16 protein-coding genes and 1 pseudogene are annotated in these 16,547 nt (G+C 69.6%); 5 read left to right on the forward strand and 12 right to left on the reverse strand.

The window, feature by feature from the left end; all coding sequences use genetic code 11:
• The coding region (locus ACFWY9_RS36345; RefSeq protein WP_378341020.1) for a hypothetical protein at positions 1-227 on the reverse strand (227 nt) is incomplete at its 3' end.
• Positions 228-316: 89 nt separating this feature from the next.
• On the opposite strand from ACFWY9_RS36345, the gene ACFWY9_RS36350 reads away from it, so the two are divergent.
• Positions 317-1,135 carry a class I SAM-dependent methyltransferase gene (locus ACFWY9_RS36350; protein ID WP_378341021.1) on the forward strand — a complete coding sequence of 273 codons (819 nt, stop codon included), beginning with the start codon at positions 317-319 and terminating at the stop codon, positions 1,133-1,135.
• 15 nt (positions 1,136-1,150) lie between these two features.
• Here the strand turns inward: ACFWY9_RS36350 and ACFWY9_RS36355 are convergent, their stop codons facing one another.
• Entirely contained in the window at positions 1,151-1,846 is a 696-nt protein-coding gene (locus ACFWY9_RS36355; RefSeq protein WP_378341022.1) for an SDR family NAD(P)-dependent oxidoreductase, read from the reverse strand.
• Positions 1,847-1,952: 106 nt separating this feature from the next.
• Here ACFWY9_RS36355 and ACFWY9_RS36360 point away from each other — a divergent pair, with 106 nt between their 5' ends.
• Positions 1,953-2,552 (forward strand): TetR/AcrR family transcriptional regulator, encoded by a 600-nt coding sequence (locus tag ACFWY9_RS36360; RefSeq protein ID WP_378329401.1) that lies wholly within the window; start codon positions 1,953-1,955, stop codon positions 2,550-2,552.
• A gap of 9 nt (positions 2,553-2,561) precedes the next feature.
• On the opposite strand, the gene ACFWY9_RS36365 is transcribed toward ACFWY9_RS36360, so the two are convergent.
• Genes ACFWY9_RS36365 through ACFWY9_RS36405 form a run of 9 tightly spaced genes read right to left on the reverse strand, consistent with a single transcriptional unit; the run spans position 2,562 to position 11,466 of the window.
• Positions 2,562-3,254 (reverse strand): hypothetical protein, encoded by a 693-nt coding sequence (locus ACFWY9_RS36365; protein WP_378341023.1) that lies wholly within the window; start codon positions 3,252-3,254, stop codon positions 2,562-2,564.
• Complete coding sequence (locus tag ACFWY9_RS36370) at positions 3,254-4,444, reverse strand: MlaD family protein (protein ID WP_378329399.1); 1,191 nt, start codon at positions 4,442-4,444, stop codon at positions 3,254-3,256. The genes ACFWY9_RS36365 and ACFWY9_RS36370 overlap by 1 nt, the downstream gene beginning before the upstream one ends.
• On the reverse strand, positions 4,441-5,499 hold the full coding sequence (locus ACFWY9_RS36375; RefSeq protein WP_378329398.1) for an MCE family protein: 1,059 nt from the start codon (positions 5,497-5,499) through the stop codon (positions 4,441-4,443). Before ACFWY9_RS36375 ends, ACFWY9_RS36370 begins: the two co-directional genes overlap by 4 nt.
• Complete coding sequence (locus ACFWY9_RS36380; protein WP_378341024.1) at positions 5,499-6,581, reverse strand: MCE family protein; 1,083 nt, start codon at positions 6,579-6,581, stop codon at positions 5,499-5,501. The genes ACFWY9_RS36375 and ACFWY9_RS36380 overlap by 1 nt, the downstream gene beginning before the upstream one ends.
• Positions 6,578-7,570, reverse strand: a complete 993-nt coding sequence (locus ACFWY9_RS36385) for an MCE family protein (protein ID WP_378341025.1) — start codon at positions 7,568-7,570, stop codon at positions 6,578-6,580. Before ACFWY9_RS36385 ends, ACFWY9_RS36380 begins: the two co-directional genes overlap by 4 nt.
• Entirely contained in the window at positions 7,567-8,580 is a 1,014-nt protein-coding gene (locus tag ACFWY9_RS36390; RefSeq protein WP_378341026.1) for an MCE family protein, read from the reverse strand. The genes ACFWY9_RS36385 and ACFWY9_RS36390 overlap by 4 nt, the downstream gene beginning before the upstream one ends.
• The gene (locus ACFWY9_RS36395) at positions 8,577-9,809 is read right to left on the reverse strand and encodes an MCE family protein (RefSeq protein ID WP_378341027.1); all 1,233 of its coding nucleotides are present in this window, start codon (positions 9,807-9,809) and stop codon (positions 8,577-8,579) included. The genes ACFWY9_RS36390 and ACFWY9_RS36395 overlap by 4 nt, the downstream gene beginning before the upstream one ends.
• A complete protein-coding gene (locus ACFWY9_RS36400; protein WP_378341028.1) occupies positions 9,806-10,669 on the reverse strand; it encodes an MlaE family ABC transporter permease in 864 nt (287 codons plus the stop codon). The genes ACFWY9_RS36395 and ACFWY9_RS36400 overlap by 4 nt, the downstream gene beginning before the upstream one ends.
• Positions 10,669-11,466, reverse strand: a complete 798-nt coding sequence (locus tag ACFWY9_RS36405; RefSeq protein ID WP_378341029.1) for an MlaE family ABC transporter permease — start codon at positions 11,464-11,466, stop codon at positions 10,669-10,671. The genes ACFWY9_RS36400 and ACFWY9_RS36405 overlap by 1 nt, the downstream gene beginning before the upstream one ends.
• A gap of 99 nt (positions 11,467-11,565) precedes the next feature.
• On the opposite strand from ACFWY9_RS36405, the gene ACFWY9_RS36410 reads away from it, so the two are divergent.
• Together ACFWY9_RS36410 and ACFWY9_RS36415 are read left to right on the forward strand one after the other, a co-directional pair.
• Positions 11,566-12,180, forward strand: coding sequence for a TetR/AcrR family transcriptional regulator (locus ACFWY9_RS36410; protein WP_378341030.1), 615 nt, complete (start codon positions 11,566-11,568; stop codon positions 12,178-12,180).
• A 56-nt stretch (positions 12,181-12,236) separates the two neighbouring features.
• Positions 12,237-14,630 (forward strand): HAD-IC family P-type ATPase, encoded by a 2,394-nt coding sequence (locus tag ACFWY9_RS36415; RefSeq protein WP_378341031.1) that lies wholly within the window; start codon positions 12,237-12,239, stop codon positions 14,628-14,630.
• Between the two features lie 7 nt (positions 14,631-14,637).
• On the opposite strand, the gene ACFWY9_RS36420 is transcribed toward ACFWY9_RS36415, so the two are convergent.
• A complete protein-coding gene (locus ACFWY9_RS36420) occupies positions 14,638-14,889 on the reverse strand; it encodes a Smr/MutS family protein (RefSeq protein WP_378329389.1) in 252 nt (83 codons plus the stop codon).
• 202 nt (positions 14,890-15,091) lie between these two features.
• Here ACFWY9_RS36420 and ACFWY9_RS36425 point away from each other — a divergent pair.
• Positions 15,092-16,547: pseudogene (locus tag ACFWY9_RS36425) on the forward strand (fatty acid desaturase).

The following is a 16,547-nucleotide window of genomic DNA, read 5'->3' on the forward strand; positions in this document are numbered from 1 at the left end:
GGGGGCGCGCACAGGACGTCGGTGTGGTCGTGGGCGTGCCGGTCGTGCTCGTCGTGGCAGTCACCCGGATGCTCGGTACCGGCCACGGCGGCTACGGCGGACGCCGGGCCCGATTCGCTCAAGCAGCACAGGGAGACGTGGAGCCCGAGGTAGCCGAGCAGCACCAGGAACGCCGCCGTGATCACGAGACCACGGCTTCGCGTCGGGGCTGCCGGTCGCATCCTCATCGTGATCGAATACTACCAGCGGAATCCACGCGCACACGGACAGTCGCCATCTGGTGGGTTACGCGCCGATGAGGTCAAAATGGACGGCGATGAGCGCGATCAAGGCATGGGCGTCGGCACTGGCGGAGTGGGCGATCCCACCGGAAATCCTGGCCAGGGCCGCCGAGACGCCCTGGGTACTGCCTCGCGAGGTGTTCCGCCGCCGTGCGCGCGAACAGCTCGCCGCACCGATCGGCGCGACGTACCGGGAAGCCCTCGCGGCACTGGCGGAACCGGGGACGGTACTGGACGTCGGCGCCGCCGCGGGAGCGACGAGCCTGCCGCTGGCCGCGACGGGCCAGGTCTCCACGATCACCGCCGTGGACGGTGATGCCGCCCTGCTGGAGGAGTTCACGCGCAACGCCGGCGACCTCGGGGTGCCCGTCACGGTGGTGCCCGGTCACTGGCCCGAGGTCGCGCCGCGTACCGGGATCGCCGACGTCGTCGTCTGCGGCAACGTCCTCTACAACGTGCCCGACCTCGAACCGTTCGTGACCGCGTTGACCGGTCACGCGCGCCGCCGGGTGGTCGCCGAGCTGGCGGCCCGGCATCCGCTCACCGAACTGAATCCACTGTGGACACACTTCCACGGGATCGCCCGCCCCGAAGGCCCCACCGCCGAAGACTGCGTCGCGGCCTTGCGCGAACTCGGCGTCGAGCCCGAGGTGAGCCGCTGGCGCCGCCCGCCCGAGCCGGAACACGCGAAGTTCCCCGAACTCGTCGAGGTGACCCGGCGACGGCTCTGCCTGCCGCTCTCGGCCTCGGACGAGGTCCGGCAGGCGCTGCTCGACCTCGGCCACCGTCCGGACGTCCCGCCCGATCTCGGGTCGTCCGGACGTGAGCTGGTCACGCTCGCCTGGGACGCGTGAGCCCGCTCGGGTGCCTCACCACGGGACGGACTCGCCGTGGCGGTCCAGGAACTGCAGGCCGAGTGCGCCTGCCTGCGCTTCGAGGACGTCGGCGACGGCCGGGATGCTCTCCTCGGGGGTCAGCGGCGCGTCGGGCCCGCCGAGTCGCGTCTTGTTGTGGCCGGGGTCGATGAGCAGCTTGGTCTGCCCATCGCCGGCGTAGCGGGTGGCGTAGCTGCGCATCAGCTGGTTGAGCGCGGCCTTGCTGGCCTTGTACAGCTCGTAGCCGTCCTCGGTGTTCTGCGAGATGCTGCCCTGCTCCGAGGACATGACCGCGACGGTTCCGCTGGGCACGACGAGGTCGCGAAGGGCCTCGAGCACACGCAGCGGGCTCAGCGCGTTGGTGATCATCACCTCGGTGAACATGTCGGTCGGGACCTCGCTGATCGGCAGGTCGCCCCGGTCGATCGCGCCGTTGACGAAGAGCAGGTCGAACCGGTGGCCGGACAGCCGCTCGCGCAGCGCGGCCAGCTGCCCGGCGCTGGTCATCTCCAGCGATTCGACCGTCAGCCTGCCGTTCGACGCGTCGGCGTCCGCTTGCAGCTCGCCGCCGCTGGTGCGCGTGGTGGCGGTGACCTGCCAGCCGCGCTGGGCGAGTTCGTTGACGAGGACGAGCCCCAGGCCTCGCGAGGCGCCGATGACGAGAGCTTGACGGGGGGACGTGGTGGACACGGGTGCTCCTTCGTGCGGAAACTCTGTTTAGACGAGACGTTGCGTCTAGACAGTAGCACGCCGCCACGGCCGGGTCACGACTCCGCCGCCGGGTATGGTGATCCGCATGCCCGAGGTGAACTCCCAGCCGCGCCGGACGCGTTCCGGCAACCGGCGCGACGAGGCCGCGCGTCAGGCTGTGCTGCACGCCGCGGACGATCTGCTCGTCGAGAACGGCTTCGGCGGGCTGACCGTCGAATCGATCGCACGTCGCGCCGGCGTCGCCAAGCAGACGATCTATCGCTGGTGGCCCTCGAAGGTCGAGATCCTCCTCGACACGCTCATCGAGGACAGCGAAAAGCGGTTCCCCGTCCCGGTGGACAAGCCCACCGCGGAAAGCATTCGCGGCTACCTGCGGAGCTACGCGCGATTCCTCACCCGCGACCCCGCGGGCAAGGTCCTGCTCGCGCTCATCGCCGAGGCGCAGCACAATCCCGTGACCGCCAAAAGCTTCCACGAGCGTTATCTCGGTCCACGCCGTGACCGGGAACGCGACCTGCTCGCGCGCGCGGCCGACGACGGCGAGATCTCGCCCGAACTCGGCCTCGACGCCGCGCTCGACGCGCTGGTCGGCCCGATCGTCTACTGTGCACTGACCGGGTCGGGCATTCCGCGTGGTCTGGTGAGCACCCTGGTCGAGAACCTGCTCAAGCCCCGGCCCGCCTGACGACCCGGGTCAGACCATCCTGATGTCGTCGAGGCGCCACTGCCCGTCCTGCTTGAGCACCGTCAGCTGCATCCGGTTGCGTTCGACGCGGGGCTGGGGGCTGTTGGTGTTGGTGATCGTCTGATCGACGGCGAGCAGCAGCACCGCGCGGCCGGTGCTCGCGTCGACGACGCCGGACTGCACGAGCTTGCTCTGCGACACCGCCTTGTACTGGGTCAGCACCCCGGTCAGGTTGCTCGTGATCGTCTGGTACTGCTGGGAAAACCCGGGGGTCGAGTTCGCGGCGACGGTCTTGAAGTTCTGGTCGATCTTCGTGTAGTCGTAGGTCGTCAAATCCAGCGCGAACTTCCCGGCGGCCGTGGTCGCGTCGGCTCGCGCCGTCTCCAGTTCCCCGTGCCGGTACCACTGCCAGCCGGTGAACGCGGTGGCCGCCACGAGCAGGACGATGACCACGCCGAGCACTATCCTTTTCGGACTCAATGCCGCGTGTAGCCGCTTGCGCCGGGACGGTTTGTGGTCGGATTCCTCTTGCACCACAGGAGCATCCGGCTCTGCTTCTTCGGGTACGGCGTCCTCCGGCTTCGCTTCGTCGGACACGACGTCGGCAGGTTCGCGTGGCTTCGGTGACGGAACAGGGCGGGGCGGCGTCTTCGTACCCGCCACGGTCACGCGGCGTTTGATCGTCTTCGTCGAACTCTTCATCAGCGTGCTCCTTGCAGATACAGCGAGGGCCAGGAAGCCGTGCCGGGCGGTGGTTCCCGCGGCGGACTCCCGGGAGCGGCCACCGGCGCGGGCGTGCCGGGCGGACGGGGAGCGTTCGCGGCGCCACGGACGCCGAGGCCGCCGGTCTGCCCGCCGGTGCAGTGGAAGTCGAGCGCGGGATCGCGTGGTGTGGTGTCGGTCGGGGGGCGTCGTTCGGCGGGGTAGTAGCAGATTCCGCCCTGTGCCAGCACGAGCGTCATCGCGGCGTGATCGCCCCGGCCCGCCTTGGCGAGATCGCCGAGTCCCTTCGGGACGTCGGTGAGCATGCCTGCCAGCGCGGGGGTGCGGACCGCGATCACGTCCGAAGCGGACACCAGATTCGCCAGCAGGACCGGCAGTCCCGGCGCGTTGGCCTGCACCAGCGGGATGACCTGCTCGACGAGTCCGGGTGCCTTGTCGAGCAGCGGAGCGGCCTGGGGTTCGAGATCGCGCAGCTCCCGTGTCATCCGGCTCAGTGAGTCGACCAGTTTCGGCAGCCGCGCCGAGGTGCCCTCGCCGAGGAAGTCCTTGGCGTCGCCCAGCAACGTCGTGACGGACGGCCGCATGCGGTTCAGTGCCTCGATGATCTCGCTGCCCTTGCCGGTCAGGTTCTCCAGCTGCGGCGCGGTGCCGTCGAGCCCGGCGGACAGTTCGTCGGCGATCGTGGACACGTCGTCGAGGTTGACGCTGTCGGTCACCTTCATGAGGTTCACCAGCACCGTCTGCAGCGGCACCGGCGCGGACGTCTGTCCGGAATGGATGGTCGAGCCGTCGGTGAGGTAGGGTGGGGAATCGGTGCCGGGCCGCAGATCGAGGTGCTTGAGTGCGACGGCGGTGTCCTGCGCGATGACGACTTCGGCGCTCGCCGGGATCTTCAACGCCCCGTCCACGCTGAGGACCGCGTCGACGCCCTGCCCGTCGGCTCGCAGCCGCACCGCATCGACAGACCCGGCACGTACACCGTGATAGGTGACCGGTGCGCCAGGGGAGATGCCGCCCGCGTCGGGGAGTTCGACGGTGACGTGGGTGGCGGCGCGGAACTCGGCAGGGCCGACCGCGGTGACGGCGAGGTAGATCGTGCAGAAGGCGCCGATCGCCACGAACACCAGCAACTGCACCAGGGGAAGGCGACGGCTGAAACGCGTCCTCATCGCGTTCCTCCCAGCAGCAGCTGCCCGAGACCGCCGGGCAGCGGGATGGCCGGGGCGCCGTCCGGCGGAGGCGCGCTGACGATCGGGCTGAACAGCGAGATCAGCGATTTGGGCACGTCGAGGGTGAGGTTCAGGTCGAGGTAGTCGCCGGGGATCGCCTTGCCCGCCAAGGCGGTCACGGATTTGAGCGTGCCCAGCGTGGCACCGAGACTGCCGCTGAACCCGCTGAGCCGGTCGAGGACCGGTCCGAGGTCGCGCGCGATGCCGCCGAGCGTGTCCTTGGTCCGCCCGAGGGTTTCGTCGGCGGACTTCGCGAGCGGTGGCAGGCTCGCCAGCATCGCGGTCAGCGAGTCCTGCTGGCTGCGCAGCAGGTTCACCGCGGGTGTGATGCGGGCGAACGCGGTGTCCAGGAGTTCCTTGTTGTCCGAAGCCACCTTGCTGAGCCGGTTCAGCGAGTCCAGCGTGCGCTTGAAGTCCGCGGTGCGATTGTCCAAAGTGGTCAGGATCGTGGTGGACCTGGCCAGCAGGTCGCGGATCTTGTCCTCGCGCCCGCCGAGGATCGTGTTCAGCTCGGTGATGATCGTGCGTGCCTGGTCGAGTCCGCTGTTGTTCAGCACGGTGCCGAGCACCGCGAGGGTGTTCTCGATGTCCGGGCCGCGCGCGGTGTCGGCGACGGGGATGACTGCGCCCGCGGCCAGGATGTCCGGCCCGGGTTTCGGCGGCGGCTGAAGGTCGACGTACTGATCGCCCAGCGCGGTGCTCAGCTTCAGCTCGGCACGGGTGCCTTTCGGCAACCGGACGTCGTCGCGGAGCCGCAGCACCACGTGGGCCTGGAAGTTCTCCGACCTCGCGGACACGACCCGGCCGACCGCCGTCGGCCCGAGCTTCACCTGCCCGCCGATCGGCAGCCCGGACACGTCGCCGAACACGGCGGTCAGCTCGTACGACGGCCCGTCGACGTCCCGGCCGACGTCGAGGTTCTGCAGGCTGACCCCGCAGCCCGCCAGGAGCGTCGCGGTCAGCGCGAAGCCGAGCCCGGCCTGGAGACGGCGCATCACTTACCTCCCGGCGCGGGCGCGGGCAGGCCGAGCGGATCGGGCACGGAAGGCGGGAAGGCGATCGGGTTGATCAGCCCGGCGCCCGAGCACAGCGGGATCGGGAACTTCTCGCACAGCTGCCGTCCCGCCGCGAACTGGCTGAGGTTGGTGGACACGTCCAGCCGGACGCGCAGCCGGTCGTCGGGCGAGATCGCCTTGCTCAGGTTCTGGCCCGCCAACGGCAGCGTGTCGAGGATTTCCGCCAGTTCTCCCTGCCGTTTCGCGATGTCCCCGGCGACGGTCCCGAGCTGGGAGACGTCCTTGGTGAGCGTGGTTCCGTGCTCCTTCAGCAGTTTCGCGACGTCGTCGAGCACCACCGACAGGTTCTGGATCGTGCCGGTGATGGTTCCCTGCTGCTTGCCGAACTCGTCGGCGGCGACGCGGACCGAGCCGGTCACCCGGTCCACTGTGGCCTTGTTCTTGTCCAAAGTGGAGACAAGGGTGCCGAGCGTGGTCAGCAGGGCCTCGACGTCGGGAAGCTGCCCGGCGAGGAACCCGCTGGCCTGGCTCACGCCGGTGACGGCGCCGCGGAAGTCCTTGCCGTGCCCGCTCAGCAGCTTCGCCGCCGAGTCCAGCAGCTCGCCGATCGGGGCGCCGGACTTCCCGTCCCCCGGCGCGAACGTGGCGAGCAGCCGGTTCAGCGAGTTCATCAGGTCGTCCCATTTCACCGGTGCGTGGCTGCGCCCGAGCGGGATGACGCCGCCGTCGGGGAGCGTTTCGCCGCCGGTGTAGGCCGGGGTCAGCTCGACGTACTGGTCGCTGATCACCGCCGGCGAGAAGACCCACGCCTGCGCTGCGGCGGGAACCTTCGTCCCGGCGGGCAGGGAGAGGGTGACGCGCACCCCGGTGCCGTGCGGGTCGACGGCGGTCACCTCGCCGATCGGCACGCCGAGGATGGCGGTCTTGCTGCCGGGATGGATGCCCTCGGCCTGCGCGAATTCGGCGACCACGGTGGTCTTCGGCTCGGGCCGCAGGTACAGGATCGCCCCGGCCACCAGCAGACCGGCGACGCACAGCAGGGCCACGAGACGGGTGGTCATCGGCATCCCTTCACGAGTCCGGCCAGGCACAGCAGGTTGTCGGGGAGCGGGCCCGCCGGGCCGGTGACGTCGAGCCAGGGACCGTTGCCGCTCGCGTTGGCGAGGTAGCGCCCGGTGGGGGCGAGCATCGTGACCACACGGTCGAGTTCGGCCCGGTGCGCGGTCAGTCCACTCACGACGGTGTCGAGCCGTTGCAGCATCGGGCCGATCAGCGGCCGGTTGGTGTCCACAATGGACCTGATGCGGGCGGCGATGTCCGCCACCTCGGCGATGAGCGTGTTCAGGGTGTTCTTGCGCTGCACGAGCGCGCTGGTGACCAGATCGGTGTCGCCGAGCAGCTTGACGAGGCTGTCCTGCTGGCTCACCAGGCTCCCGGTCACCTGCTGGGCCCCCTTGAGCAGCGCCTGCAGTTGTTCGCGGTACTTGTCGAACACGGCGGTCGCGGTCCCGACGCCTTGCAGTGCCTGGGCCGCCAGCTTCGCGTCGGGGGCGTTGTCCTGCAACGTGGTGATCATCCGGCGCAGCCCGGCGAGGTCGAGCTGCTGGGTGGCGCTCGCCGCGTTGCGGCCGAGATCGTCGAGCGAATACGGCACCGACGTCCTGGCGAGCGGGATCGTGCCGCCACCCGCGAGCCGCCCGGTGCCGCCGGGATGGACGTCGAGATACCGCTTTCCGAGGATGGTCTGGATCTTGACCCCGGCGGTGGTGGCCTCGCCGAGCGGCTGCCCGCCGTCGAGCCGGAAGGCCACGCGCACCCGGTCACCGGCGAGGGTGATCGCGCGGACCCGCCCGGCCGGGACGCCGGCGACGAAGACCTGGTCGTCCGGCCGGAGCCCGGCGGCGTTGGCGAGTTCGGCGGTGTAATCGGTGGTGCGGGTGTAGAACACGACCTGCGGCAGGCCGATCGCGAGCGCGGCCAGCAGCGCGAGCACGAGCGTCCCGGCCAGCGCGAGCTTGAGCGGGTCGCGTTCGCGGAACGGCCGCCTCATCGGCACACCTCCGAATGCGGTCCGGCGCCGAGGTCGACCGTGAGCCCGCCGATCTTGATGCCGAGGGTGCAGAAGTAGACGTTCGTCCAGCTGCCGTAGCTGTGCATGGCGTCGACCTTGCCGAGCAGGTTCGGCAGGTCCTTCAACGCTTCGGTGATCGGCTTTTCGTTCCGTACCAAGCCGTGTGCGACTTCGTTCAGTGCCGAAAGGTCGTGGTTCACCGACGGCTGAACCTGGCGCACGAGGTCGGCGACGGTGCCCGCGAGCCGCGTTCCGCTGTCGAGGGCGTCCATGATGAGCTGCCGGTTCCCGGCCAGCCCGTCGGCCAGCACGCCGAGCCCGGCGATGAGGTCCTTGAAGTCCTGCGCGTGCCCGATCACGCTGTCCAGCACCGGCCGGAGATTCGCCAGCACCTCGCCGATCAGCTTGTCCTGCCCGGAAAATGTGGTAGTCAGCGAGACCACTTTGGACAGCAGCGCGTTGATCGTCGGGCCCTCGCCCTGGAACACCGCGACGATCTCCTTCGCCAGCTGGTTGACGTCGTCCGGGCGCAGCACCTCGAAGATCGGCTTGAACCCGTTGAACAGCACGGTGAGATCGAGGGCGGGTTTGGTGCGGGACAACGGGATCGTCGCTCCCGGCGCGAGCGGGCCGACGGCACCGCCGCCCGGCGAGAGGGCGACGTAACGTGCGCCGAGAAGGTCGGCGTACCGGATCACGGCGGTGGTGTCCGCGGGGAGTTTCTGGTCGTCGGTCACTTCGAACGACACCGAAGCCGTGCCGTCGCGCAGGCTGACGGCGTTCACCTTGCCGACACGGACACCGGCGACACGCACTTCGCTGCCAGGCTTGACACCGAGCGCGTCGGCGAACACCGCGGTGAACCCGGTCGTGGGCCTGCCGAACGGCCGGTGCAGCGTGTTGGCCACGAGCGCGGTGCACAGCAGGCAGAGCGCGGCGAACACACCGAACTTGACCAGGGGCGGGAACACCGCACGGAACGTCCTCACGGCAGCTTCACCTCGCTGCCTCGCAGGATCGGGCCCGCCAGCAGGGAAAGCACGCCCTGGCGGATGCTCTGGCGCAGATCGGGCAGCTCGGGCGCGCCGGGGAGGCGGCTCGCGAACTTCTCCAGCGCGGCGGCTTCCTGCGCGCTGCCGACCGGCCCGGACGTCCCGCCGAACGTGGGCGGCTCGGGCGGGGGAGCGGCCTTCGGGGCGGCAACACAGTTCGGGCCGGTGAGCGAGCCGTAGCGCGGGCACTCGGCGCCGGTGTAGGGGGTGTTCCGGTCGAGGGTGACGTCGAGGTTCACCGGCAGCCGCCCGGTGCGCAGTGTCCCCTGCAGTCCATTGAGGAGTGTGCCGAAGCTGTCGTAGAGGCCGCTGAGCCCGTTCGCGTTGTCCGCCGTGACATCGAGGATCCGGCCGCCGTTGCCGACGAGGTGGATGAGCCGGTCCTTGTTGTCGCCGAGGATTTGCCTGGCCTGGTCGGACAGCGTCAGTCCGCCGCTGAGCAGGGCTTCGAGCTGACCGCGCCGGTTCACCAGATCCTGGCTCAGCGCGGTGGCGTCCTTGAGCGCTTGCACGCCCTGCGGCGCGACGGCGGTGAGCTGGCCCGAGAGGTCGGCGAGGAAGCCGAGCGTGTCGCCGAACGTGGTCAGTAGCGCCGGTGCGCTGTCGGTGAGGTCGTGGACCTGGTCGATCATCCGGCCGAGCCGCTCGCCGTGTCCGGAAAGCGCCTTGCTCACCGCGGACAGCGCGGCGTCGATCTTGGCGGGCCGGACCTTGGTCAGGACGTCGAAAAGGCGTTTGTACGCCGTGTACAGCTCGATGGTCTCGCCGGAGGTGTCCGCGGGGATCGGCGTGGACACGTCCAGGCGCGCGCCGGTCGATTGTGCGGGCGGGACGAGGTCGACGTACTGGTCGCCGAACAGCGTCCGCGGCAGCACCCGGCTGCGCACCCCGGCGGGGATGTTCGTCAGCTGCTCCGGTGCCATGCGCAGGCCGAGCCGCGTGCGCCGCGCGTCGCTGTGCACGGATTCGACGGTGCCGACAACGACCCCGCGATACTCCACAGTGGACCGTTCGGCGACGCCGACGCTCTGCGGCGGGATGTCGGAGGTCAGCTCCGGGTCGCCGCTCAGCGCGCCGCTGCCGTACGCGACGACCGTGACGATCAGCGCGACACTCGCGGCGAACGCCAGGACTCCGCGCAGTACCAACGTGGTGTGGCGGCTCATCGAGCCACCCCCATCCCGGGCAGCTCCGGATAGACACCCCAGAGCGCGAACGTCACCAGGATGTCCGCGATCATGATCAGCACGATGCTGGTGCGCAGCGCCCGCCCCGCCGCCTTGCCGACGCCTTCCGGTCCGCCGGTGGCGGTGTAGCCGTAGTAGCAGTGGACCATCGTCACGATCATCGCCAGGACGAGGGCTTTGACCAGCGAGAGCACGATGTCCTGCGGCGGCAGGACGAGGTGGAAGTAGTAGTCGTAGGTCCCGCCGGACTGGCCGTTCGCGGTCACCACGATGAGCCGGGTCGCCACGTACGAGCCGAACAGCCCGACCAGGTAGAGCGGGATGACCGCGAAGAAGGCGGCGATCATCCGCGTGGTCACCAGGAACCGCAGCGAGCGGATGGACATCGCGTCGAGCGCGTCGATCTCCTCGGCGATCCGCATCGCGCCGAGCTGCGCGGTGAACCCGGTGCCGACCTTGGCGGCCAGCGCGATCCCGGCCACCACGGGAGCCAGTTCGCGGGTGTTCACCAGTCCCGACATCGCCCCGGACAGTGGTGAAAGCCCGACGAGATCCAGGCCGCGGAAGCCCTCCAGCCCGATCTGGGACCCGGTCACGAAGCTCATCGCGAAGACCACGCCGATGCTCCCGCCCCCGGCGAGCAGTGTGGCCGAGCCGAAACTGATCTGCGCGATCAGCCGCAGGATGTGCCGCCAGTGCTTCACCAGCGCGTACGGGATGTCGGTGATGACCCGGAGGTAGAAAGTGAACTGCGCCCCGGCTTCGGCGAAGCCGCGCAGGCTCCGGCGCAGCCGGGGACGGAGGCGCTGGGTGAGCGAGCCGATGACGGGGACGGCCATCAGAAACCTCCGTCCGGCGGCACGGCGAGCGCGTACAACTCGCCGATCCCGACGTTCGCGAAGAACACGAGCAGGAACGCCAGCACGACGGCTTCGTTGACCGCGTTGCCGACGCCGTCGGGGCCGCCCTTCGCGGTGATGCCCTTGAAACAGGCGACGGACGCGGCGAGCAACGCGAACACCGCCGACTTGAGCTGCGAGACCAGGAAGTCCGACAGATGGGCGAAATCGGTGAGGGTGCCGAGGAAACTCCCGGCGGGCACCCCCTGCACCACGACCTGGAACAGGAAGCTCGCGGTGATCCCGACGGCCATCACGAGGCTGTCCATCAGCATCGTGACGACCACCGCCGCGACGATCCGCGGCAGCACCAGCCGCTCCAGCACCGGCAGGCCCATGACCTCCAGCGCGTCGGTCTCCTCGCGGATCGTGCGGGCGCCGAGGTCCGCGCACATCGCCGAACCGCCGACCCCGGCGATCATCAGGGCGCAGACCAGGGGAGCGGCCTGGCCGACGACGAGCAGGCCGACGACCGCGCCGCTGTAGCTCTGCGCGCCGATCTGCCCGGTCAGCGCGCCGACCTGCGCGGCCACCACCACGCCGAACGGGATCATCACCAGGATCGCCGGGACCGCGGTGACCCCGGCCAGGAACCACATCTGCTCCAGCGCCTCGCGCCAGGCGAACCGGCGCCGGGACAGGGTCCGCCAGCCCGCGACCGCGGTGTCGGCGGCGAATCCGAACAGCACCCCGACCTCGGCCACCGATCCCGATCGCCCGCGTCCGGCTGCCGTCATGAGGCCCCCTTGCCTTCGGTCAGCTACCTACTGTGCAGTAAGAACGAGCGTTACGCAACGCTGGTTACGCAACATTCGTTACGTAAGTAGACTGCGGGGGTGGCACGCAGGACCCGAGACCCCGAATGCCGCCGCCGGCTCACCGCCGGGGCGTGGCGGCTGGTCGCCCGGCACGGCGTCGAAGCGACGACCGTGCGCGCGATCGCGGCCGAGGCCGGTGTTTCGACCGGCTCGGTCACCCACTACTTCGAGGACAAGGCCGAGCTGATGTCCTCGGTCCTGCGCTACAACAACAGGCTGGCCACCGAGCAGGTGCTGGCCGCGGTGAGCGACGCGACCGGGCTGGAGGCGGTGCGCCGCGGCGTCGAGGCACTGCTCCCGCTCGACGAGGCCCGGCTCCGGACGTGGACGGTCTGGCTCGCCTTCTGGGGCGACCGCGCCGCGCACGAGTTGACCGCGAAGGAGGGCGGCGGGGCGGGGTACGGCGCGTTGACCGGGTGGCTGACCCAGGTCTTCGCCGACGCCGTCGCCGCCGGTGAACTGCCGTCCACTGTGGACCCGCGGCACGAGACCGACCGGATGCTGGTGCTGCTCGGCGGCCTCGGCCTGCTCACCGGCGGATCACCCGCCCTGCTCGGCCAGGTCGCGCGGCTTTCCCAGCGGATGCTGGCCGACCATCTGGCCCAGCTGTCGCCCGCTTACGTGGCCGGGTGAGCCGGGAGCCGACCTCGGGGGGCGGTGTTGCCCGGAATGTGCGTAAAGTCGGGATCATGTCAGGGGATGAACGGCTGCTGATCCAGGACGTCGAGCGGGGACTGACCGCGGCCGAGGTGGCCGAGCGAGTCGCCAACGGGCGGACCAACGACGTTCCGGCACGGGCCAGCCGCAGCACGTGGGACGTGGTGCGGTCCAACGTGTTCACCCGGATCAACGCGATCTTCGCGGTGCTCGCGGTGATCATCTTCTCGACCGGGTACCTGCTGGACGGCCTGTTCGCCGGGCTGATCGTGGCCAACAGCGTCATCGGCATCATCCAGGAACTCCGCGCGAAGCGCACCTTGGACAAGCTCGCCATCGTCGGCCAGGTCCGGCCGCGGGTGCGCCGCGACGGGAAGACCGCCGAGGTGGCGCCGAACGAGGTCGTCGCCGACGACGTCATCGAGATCGGTCCCGGCGACCAGATCGTGGTGGACGGCGAGGCCCTCGCGGCCGAGGCGCTGGAGGTCGACGAATCGCTGCTCACCGGCGAATCCGACCCGATCGTCAAGAACCCCGGCGACCCGGTGATGTCGGGCAGTTTCGTGGTGGCCGGCAGCGGGGCGTACCGCGCCACGAAGGTCGGTAAGGAGGCGTACGCGGCGAAGCTGGCCGAAGAGGCCGGGCGCTTCACGCTGGTGAACTCCGAGCTGCGCAACGGCATCAACACGATCCTGAAGGTCATCACCTACCTGCTGGTCCCGGCGGGCGCGTTGTCGATCTACAACCAGCTCTCCGGCGACCAGGCGCTGCCGGACGCGTTGCGCGGCATGGTCGCGGCGCTCGTCCCGATGGTGCCCGAGGGGCTGATCCTGCTGACCTCGATCGCCTTCGCGGTCGGCGTCGTCCGGCTGGGCAGGCGGCAGTGCCTGGTCAACGAGCTGCCCGCGATCGAGGGCCTGGCCAGGGTCGACGTCGTGTGCGCGGACAAGACCGGCACACTGACCGAGAACGCCATGCGGCTGACCGAGGTGCGGCCGCTGGGTAACGGCGGCACCGAGCCCGGCGTCGTGCTCGCCGCGCTCGCGGCGGCCGACACCCGTCCCAACGCGAGCCTGCAGGCCATCGCGGAGGCCTACCCGGACAACCCCGGCTGGCAGCACACCGCCGTCGCGCCGTTCTCCTCGGCGCGGAAGTGGAGCGGGGCGAGCTTCGGCGAGCACGGCAACTGGGTGCTCGGCGCGCCCGACGTGCTCCTGCCCGCGGACGCGGCCGAGCGGGCCGAGGCCGAGGAGACCGGCGCACAGGGCCTGCGTGTCCTGCTGCTCGCGCGTGTCGAGCAGCCGGTCGACGCCGAGGGCGCGCCCGGTTCGGTCACGCCCGTCGCGCTGGTGGTGCTGGAACAGAAGATCCGCGGCGACGCCAGGGCGACGTTGGACTACTTCGCCGCACAGGGTGTTGCGGTGAAGGTGATCTCCGGCGACAACGCCGTCTCGGTCGGCGCGGTGGCCCGCTCGCTGGACCTGCCCGGCGCCGACGCCCCGGTCGACGCTCGCACGCTGCCGGAGGATCCCGAAAAACTGGCCGACATCGTCGAGCAGGGAGCGGTCTTCGGCCGTGTCACCCCGGCCCAGAAACGGGCCATGGTCAAGGCGCTGCAGTCGCGCGGGCACACCGTCGCGATGACCGGCGACGGCGTGAACGACGTCCTCGCGCTCAAGGACTCCGACATCGGCGTGGCGATGGGCGCGGGCAGCCCGGCCACCCGGTCGGTGGGCCAGATCGTCCTGCTGGACAACGCCTTCGCCACGCTCCCGCACGTCGTGGGGGAGGGCAGGCGGGTGATCGGCAACATCGAGCGCGTCGCCAACCTGTTCCTCACCAAGACCGTCTACTCGGTGCTGCTCGCCCTGATGGTCGGGATCCCCGGCCTGATCGGCTTCGACGCGCTGCCGTACCCGTTCCTGCCCCGGCACGTCACCATCGTCGGCTGGTTCACCATCGGCCTGCCCGCGTTCGTGCTCTCGCTGGCGCCCAACAACGATCGCGCCCGCGGTGGGTTCGTCGGCAGGGTGATGCGGATGGCCGTACCCGCCGGGGTCGTGATCGCGGTGTCCTCGTTCGTGTCCTATCTGCTCGTGCATCCGGGAGCGAACGCGGGGGAGACCGCGCAGGTCCAGGCCAGCACCACCGCGCTGATCACGTTGATGGCCATCGCGCTGTGGGTACTGGCGATCATCGCCCGGCCCTACACCTGGTGGCGGCTCGGCCTGATCGTCGCGATGGTCGGGATCTCGGCGCTGATGTTCCTGTTGCCGCTGAGCCGGAAGATCTTCCTGCTGGATCCGGGCAACGTCGGGTACACGCTGTCCGGGCTGGCCTGCGCCGCGGTGGGGATCGTGCTGGTCGAACTCGGCTGGTGGATCGACGGCTGGCTGCGTCAGGAGAAGCGGCGGCTCACCGCCTGACCGCTGCTCAGAACCTCACCAGGACACGGCCCTCGTTGGTCGCGTCGGCTTCCACGCTGCGGTAGAGCTTCTTGAGGTGCGGCTGGTTGAGCATGGCCAGCACGCGTTTCTTGAGCTTGCCCGACCCCTTGCCGGGGATGAACTCGACGACCGGCACCCGCTCCTTCGCCGCGCGGAAGATCGTGCGGCGGACCGTGGCGTCGAGGTCCCGGTCGTTGCGGAAGAACGGGTGGAGGTCGACGGTCAGCTTCTCGGGCACGGCACTCCTCGGCTCGGTTCGGCGGGGCCCCATTGTGCCGGTGCTGCTTCGGAGTGTGCTGGTCCGTAGGCCCGAACGGAGCATTTTGGACATCGCCGGATGACCTGACACGCCGTCAGAACTTTACAAGCATCTTCCACTTGTCAAATCCACTGTACAAATCCTATGGTGTTGTAAAAGCACGCTCGTCGAGGAGGACGCAGTGGCCGTCGCAGCCGAGGACACCGGCACGATCCCCGAGGGATCGACCGGGCAGTGGAAGGACAGGAAGCGCTACCTCTGGCTCATCGGCCTGGTAGTGCCCTCGCTCGCGTTCATCGCGGTGGGGATGCGGGAACTCACCGGCTGGGGCGCGTGGTTCTGGATCGGCCCGGTGGTGATCCTGGTGATCGTCCCGGCGATCGACCTCATCGCGGGCCTCGACCGGTCCAACCCGCCGGACGACGTCATCGAGGCGCTGGAGAACGACAAGTACTACCGCTGGATCACCTATCTCTACCTGCCGATCCAGTACGTCGGCTTCATCGGCGCCTTCTGGCTCATCGCGAAGGGCGATCTGTCCCTTGTGGACAAGATCGGGCTCGCCGTCTCGATCGGATGCGTCGGCGGCATCGGCATCAACACCGCGCACGAGCTGGGGCACAAGAAGGAAAGCCACGAGCGCTGGCTGTCCAAAGTGGCCCTCGCGCAGAGCTTCTACGGACACTTCTACATCGAGCACAACCGCGGCCACCACGTCCGTGTCGCCACGCCGGAGGACCCGGCGAGCAGCCGCGTCGGCGAGAGCTTCTACCGGTTCTGGCCGCGCACCGTGTGGGGTTCGCTCAAGAGCGCGTGGAACCTCGAGAAGAAGCGTTACGCGCGCCGGAACCAGCACCCGTTCCGGCTCGGCAACGACGTGCTCAACGCCTGGCTGATGTCCGCGGTGCTGTGGGCGGGGATGATCATCGCCTTCGGCGCCGACATCCTGCCGTTCCTGATCATCCAGGCCGTGGTCGGCTTCTCGCTGCTGGAAGTCGTGAACTACATGGAGCACTACGGGATGCTGCGGCAGCGCACCGGCCCGGACGGCAAGGGCCGCTACGAGCGCGTCGATCCCAGCCACAGCTGGAACTCCAACAACATCGCGACCAACGTGCTGCTGTACCACCTGCAGCGGCACAGCGACCACCACGCGAACCCCACCCGCCGCTACCAGACCCTGCGCGACTTCGAGGAGTCCCCGGTGCTGCCCACCGGGTACGCCGGGATGATCGTGCTCGCCCTGGTGCCGCCGGTGTGGCGCCGGGTGATGGACCGCCGCGTGCTCACGCATTTCGACGGCGACATCTCCCGGGCGAACATCCAGCCCGCCAAGCGCGGCAAGGTGCTGGCGAAGTACGAGGCGGTGGCGTCATGAGCGAAGCTTGCGAGCGAATCGAAGACATCATGCGCCAAAAGGGATTCAACACTGTCTCGCGGAGCGAGGCGATCGCATGAGCCGGTTCGTCTGCCCCGGCTGCGAGTACGTCTACGACGAAGCCGCCGGCGATCCGCGTGAGGGCTTCCCGCCCGGCACCGCGTGGGACGAGGTCCCCGACGACTGGTGCTGCCCGGACTGCGGGGTGCGGGAAAAGGTCGATTTCGCAGCAGCCGAACAGGAATCAAGGAGTCACTGA

Source organism: Amycolatopsis sp. NPDC059027 (genome assembly GCF_042739735.1).
Taxonomy (GTDB): domain Bacteria; phylum Actinomycetota; class Actinomycetes; order Mycobacteriales; family Pseudonocardiaceae; genus Amycolatopsis.

Excerpts from the sequence above, each read along its gene's own strand:
- ACFWY9_RS36350 (WP_378341021.1), top strand. The coding sequence starts at position 317 with ATGAGCGCGATCAAGGCATGGGCGTCGGCACTGGCGGAGTGGGCGATC.
- ACFWY9_RS36360 (WP_378329401.1), top strand. The coding sequence starts at position 1,953 with ATGCCCGAGGTGAACTCCCAGCCGCGCCGGACGCGTTCCGGCAACCGG.
- ACFWY9_RS36365 (WP_378341023.1), bottom strand. The coding sequence starts at position 3,254 with ATGAAGAGTTCGACGAAGACGATCAAACGCCGCGTGACCGTGGCGGGT.
- ACFWY9_RS36370 (WP_378329399.1), bottom strand. The coding sequence starts at position 4,444 with ATGAGGACGCGTTTCAGCCGTCGCCTTCCCCTGGTGCAGTTGCTGGTG.
- ACFWY9_RS36375 (WP_378329398.1), bottom strand. The coding sequence starts at position 5,499 with ATGCGCCGTCTCCAGGCCGGGCTCGGCTTCGCGCTGACCGCGACGCTC.
- ACFWY9_RS36380 (WP_378341024.1), bottom strand. The coding sequence starts at position 6,581 with ATGACCACCCGTCTCGTGGCCCTGCTGTGCGTCGCCGGTCTGCTGGTG.
- ACFWY9_RS36385 (WP_378341025.1), bottom strand. The coding sequence starts at position 7,570 with ATGAGGCGGCCGTTCCGCGAACGCGACCCGCTCAAGCTCGCGCTGGCC.
- ACFWY9_RS36395 (WP_378341027.1), bottom strand. The coding sequence starts at position 9,809 with ATGAGCCGCCACACCACGTTGGTACTGCGCGGAGTCCTGGCGTTCGCC.
- ACFWY9_RS36400 (WP_378341028.1), bottom strand. The coding sequence starts at position 10,669 with ATGGCCGTCCCCGTCATCGGCTCGCTCACCCAGCGCCTCCGTCCCCGG.
- ACFWY9_RS36405 (WP_378341029.1), bottom strand. The coding sequence starts at position 11,466 with ATGACGGCAGCCGGACGCGGGCGATCGGGATCGGTGGCCGAGGTCGGG.
- ACFWY9_RS36415 (WP_378341031.1), top strand. The coding sequence starts at position 12,237 with ATGTCAGGGGATGAACGGCTGCTGATCCAGGACGTCGAGCGGGGACTG.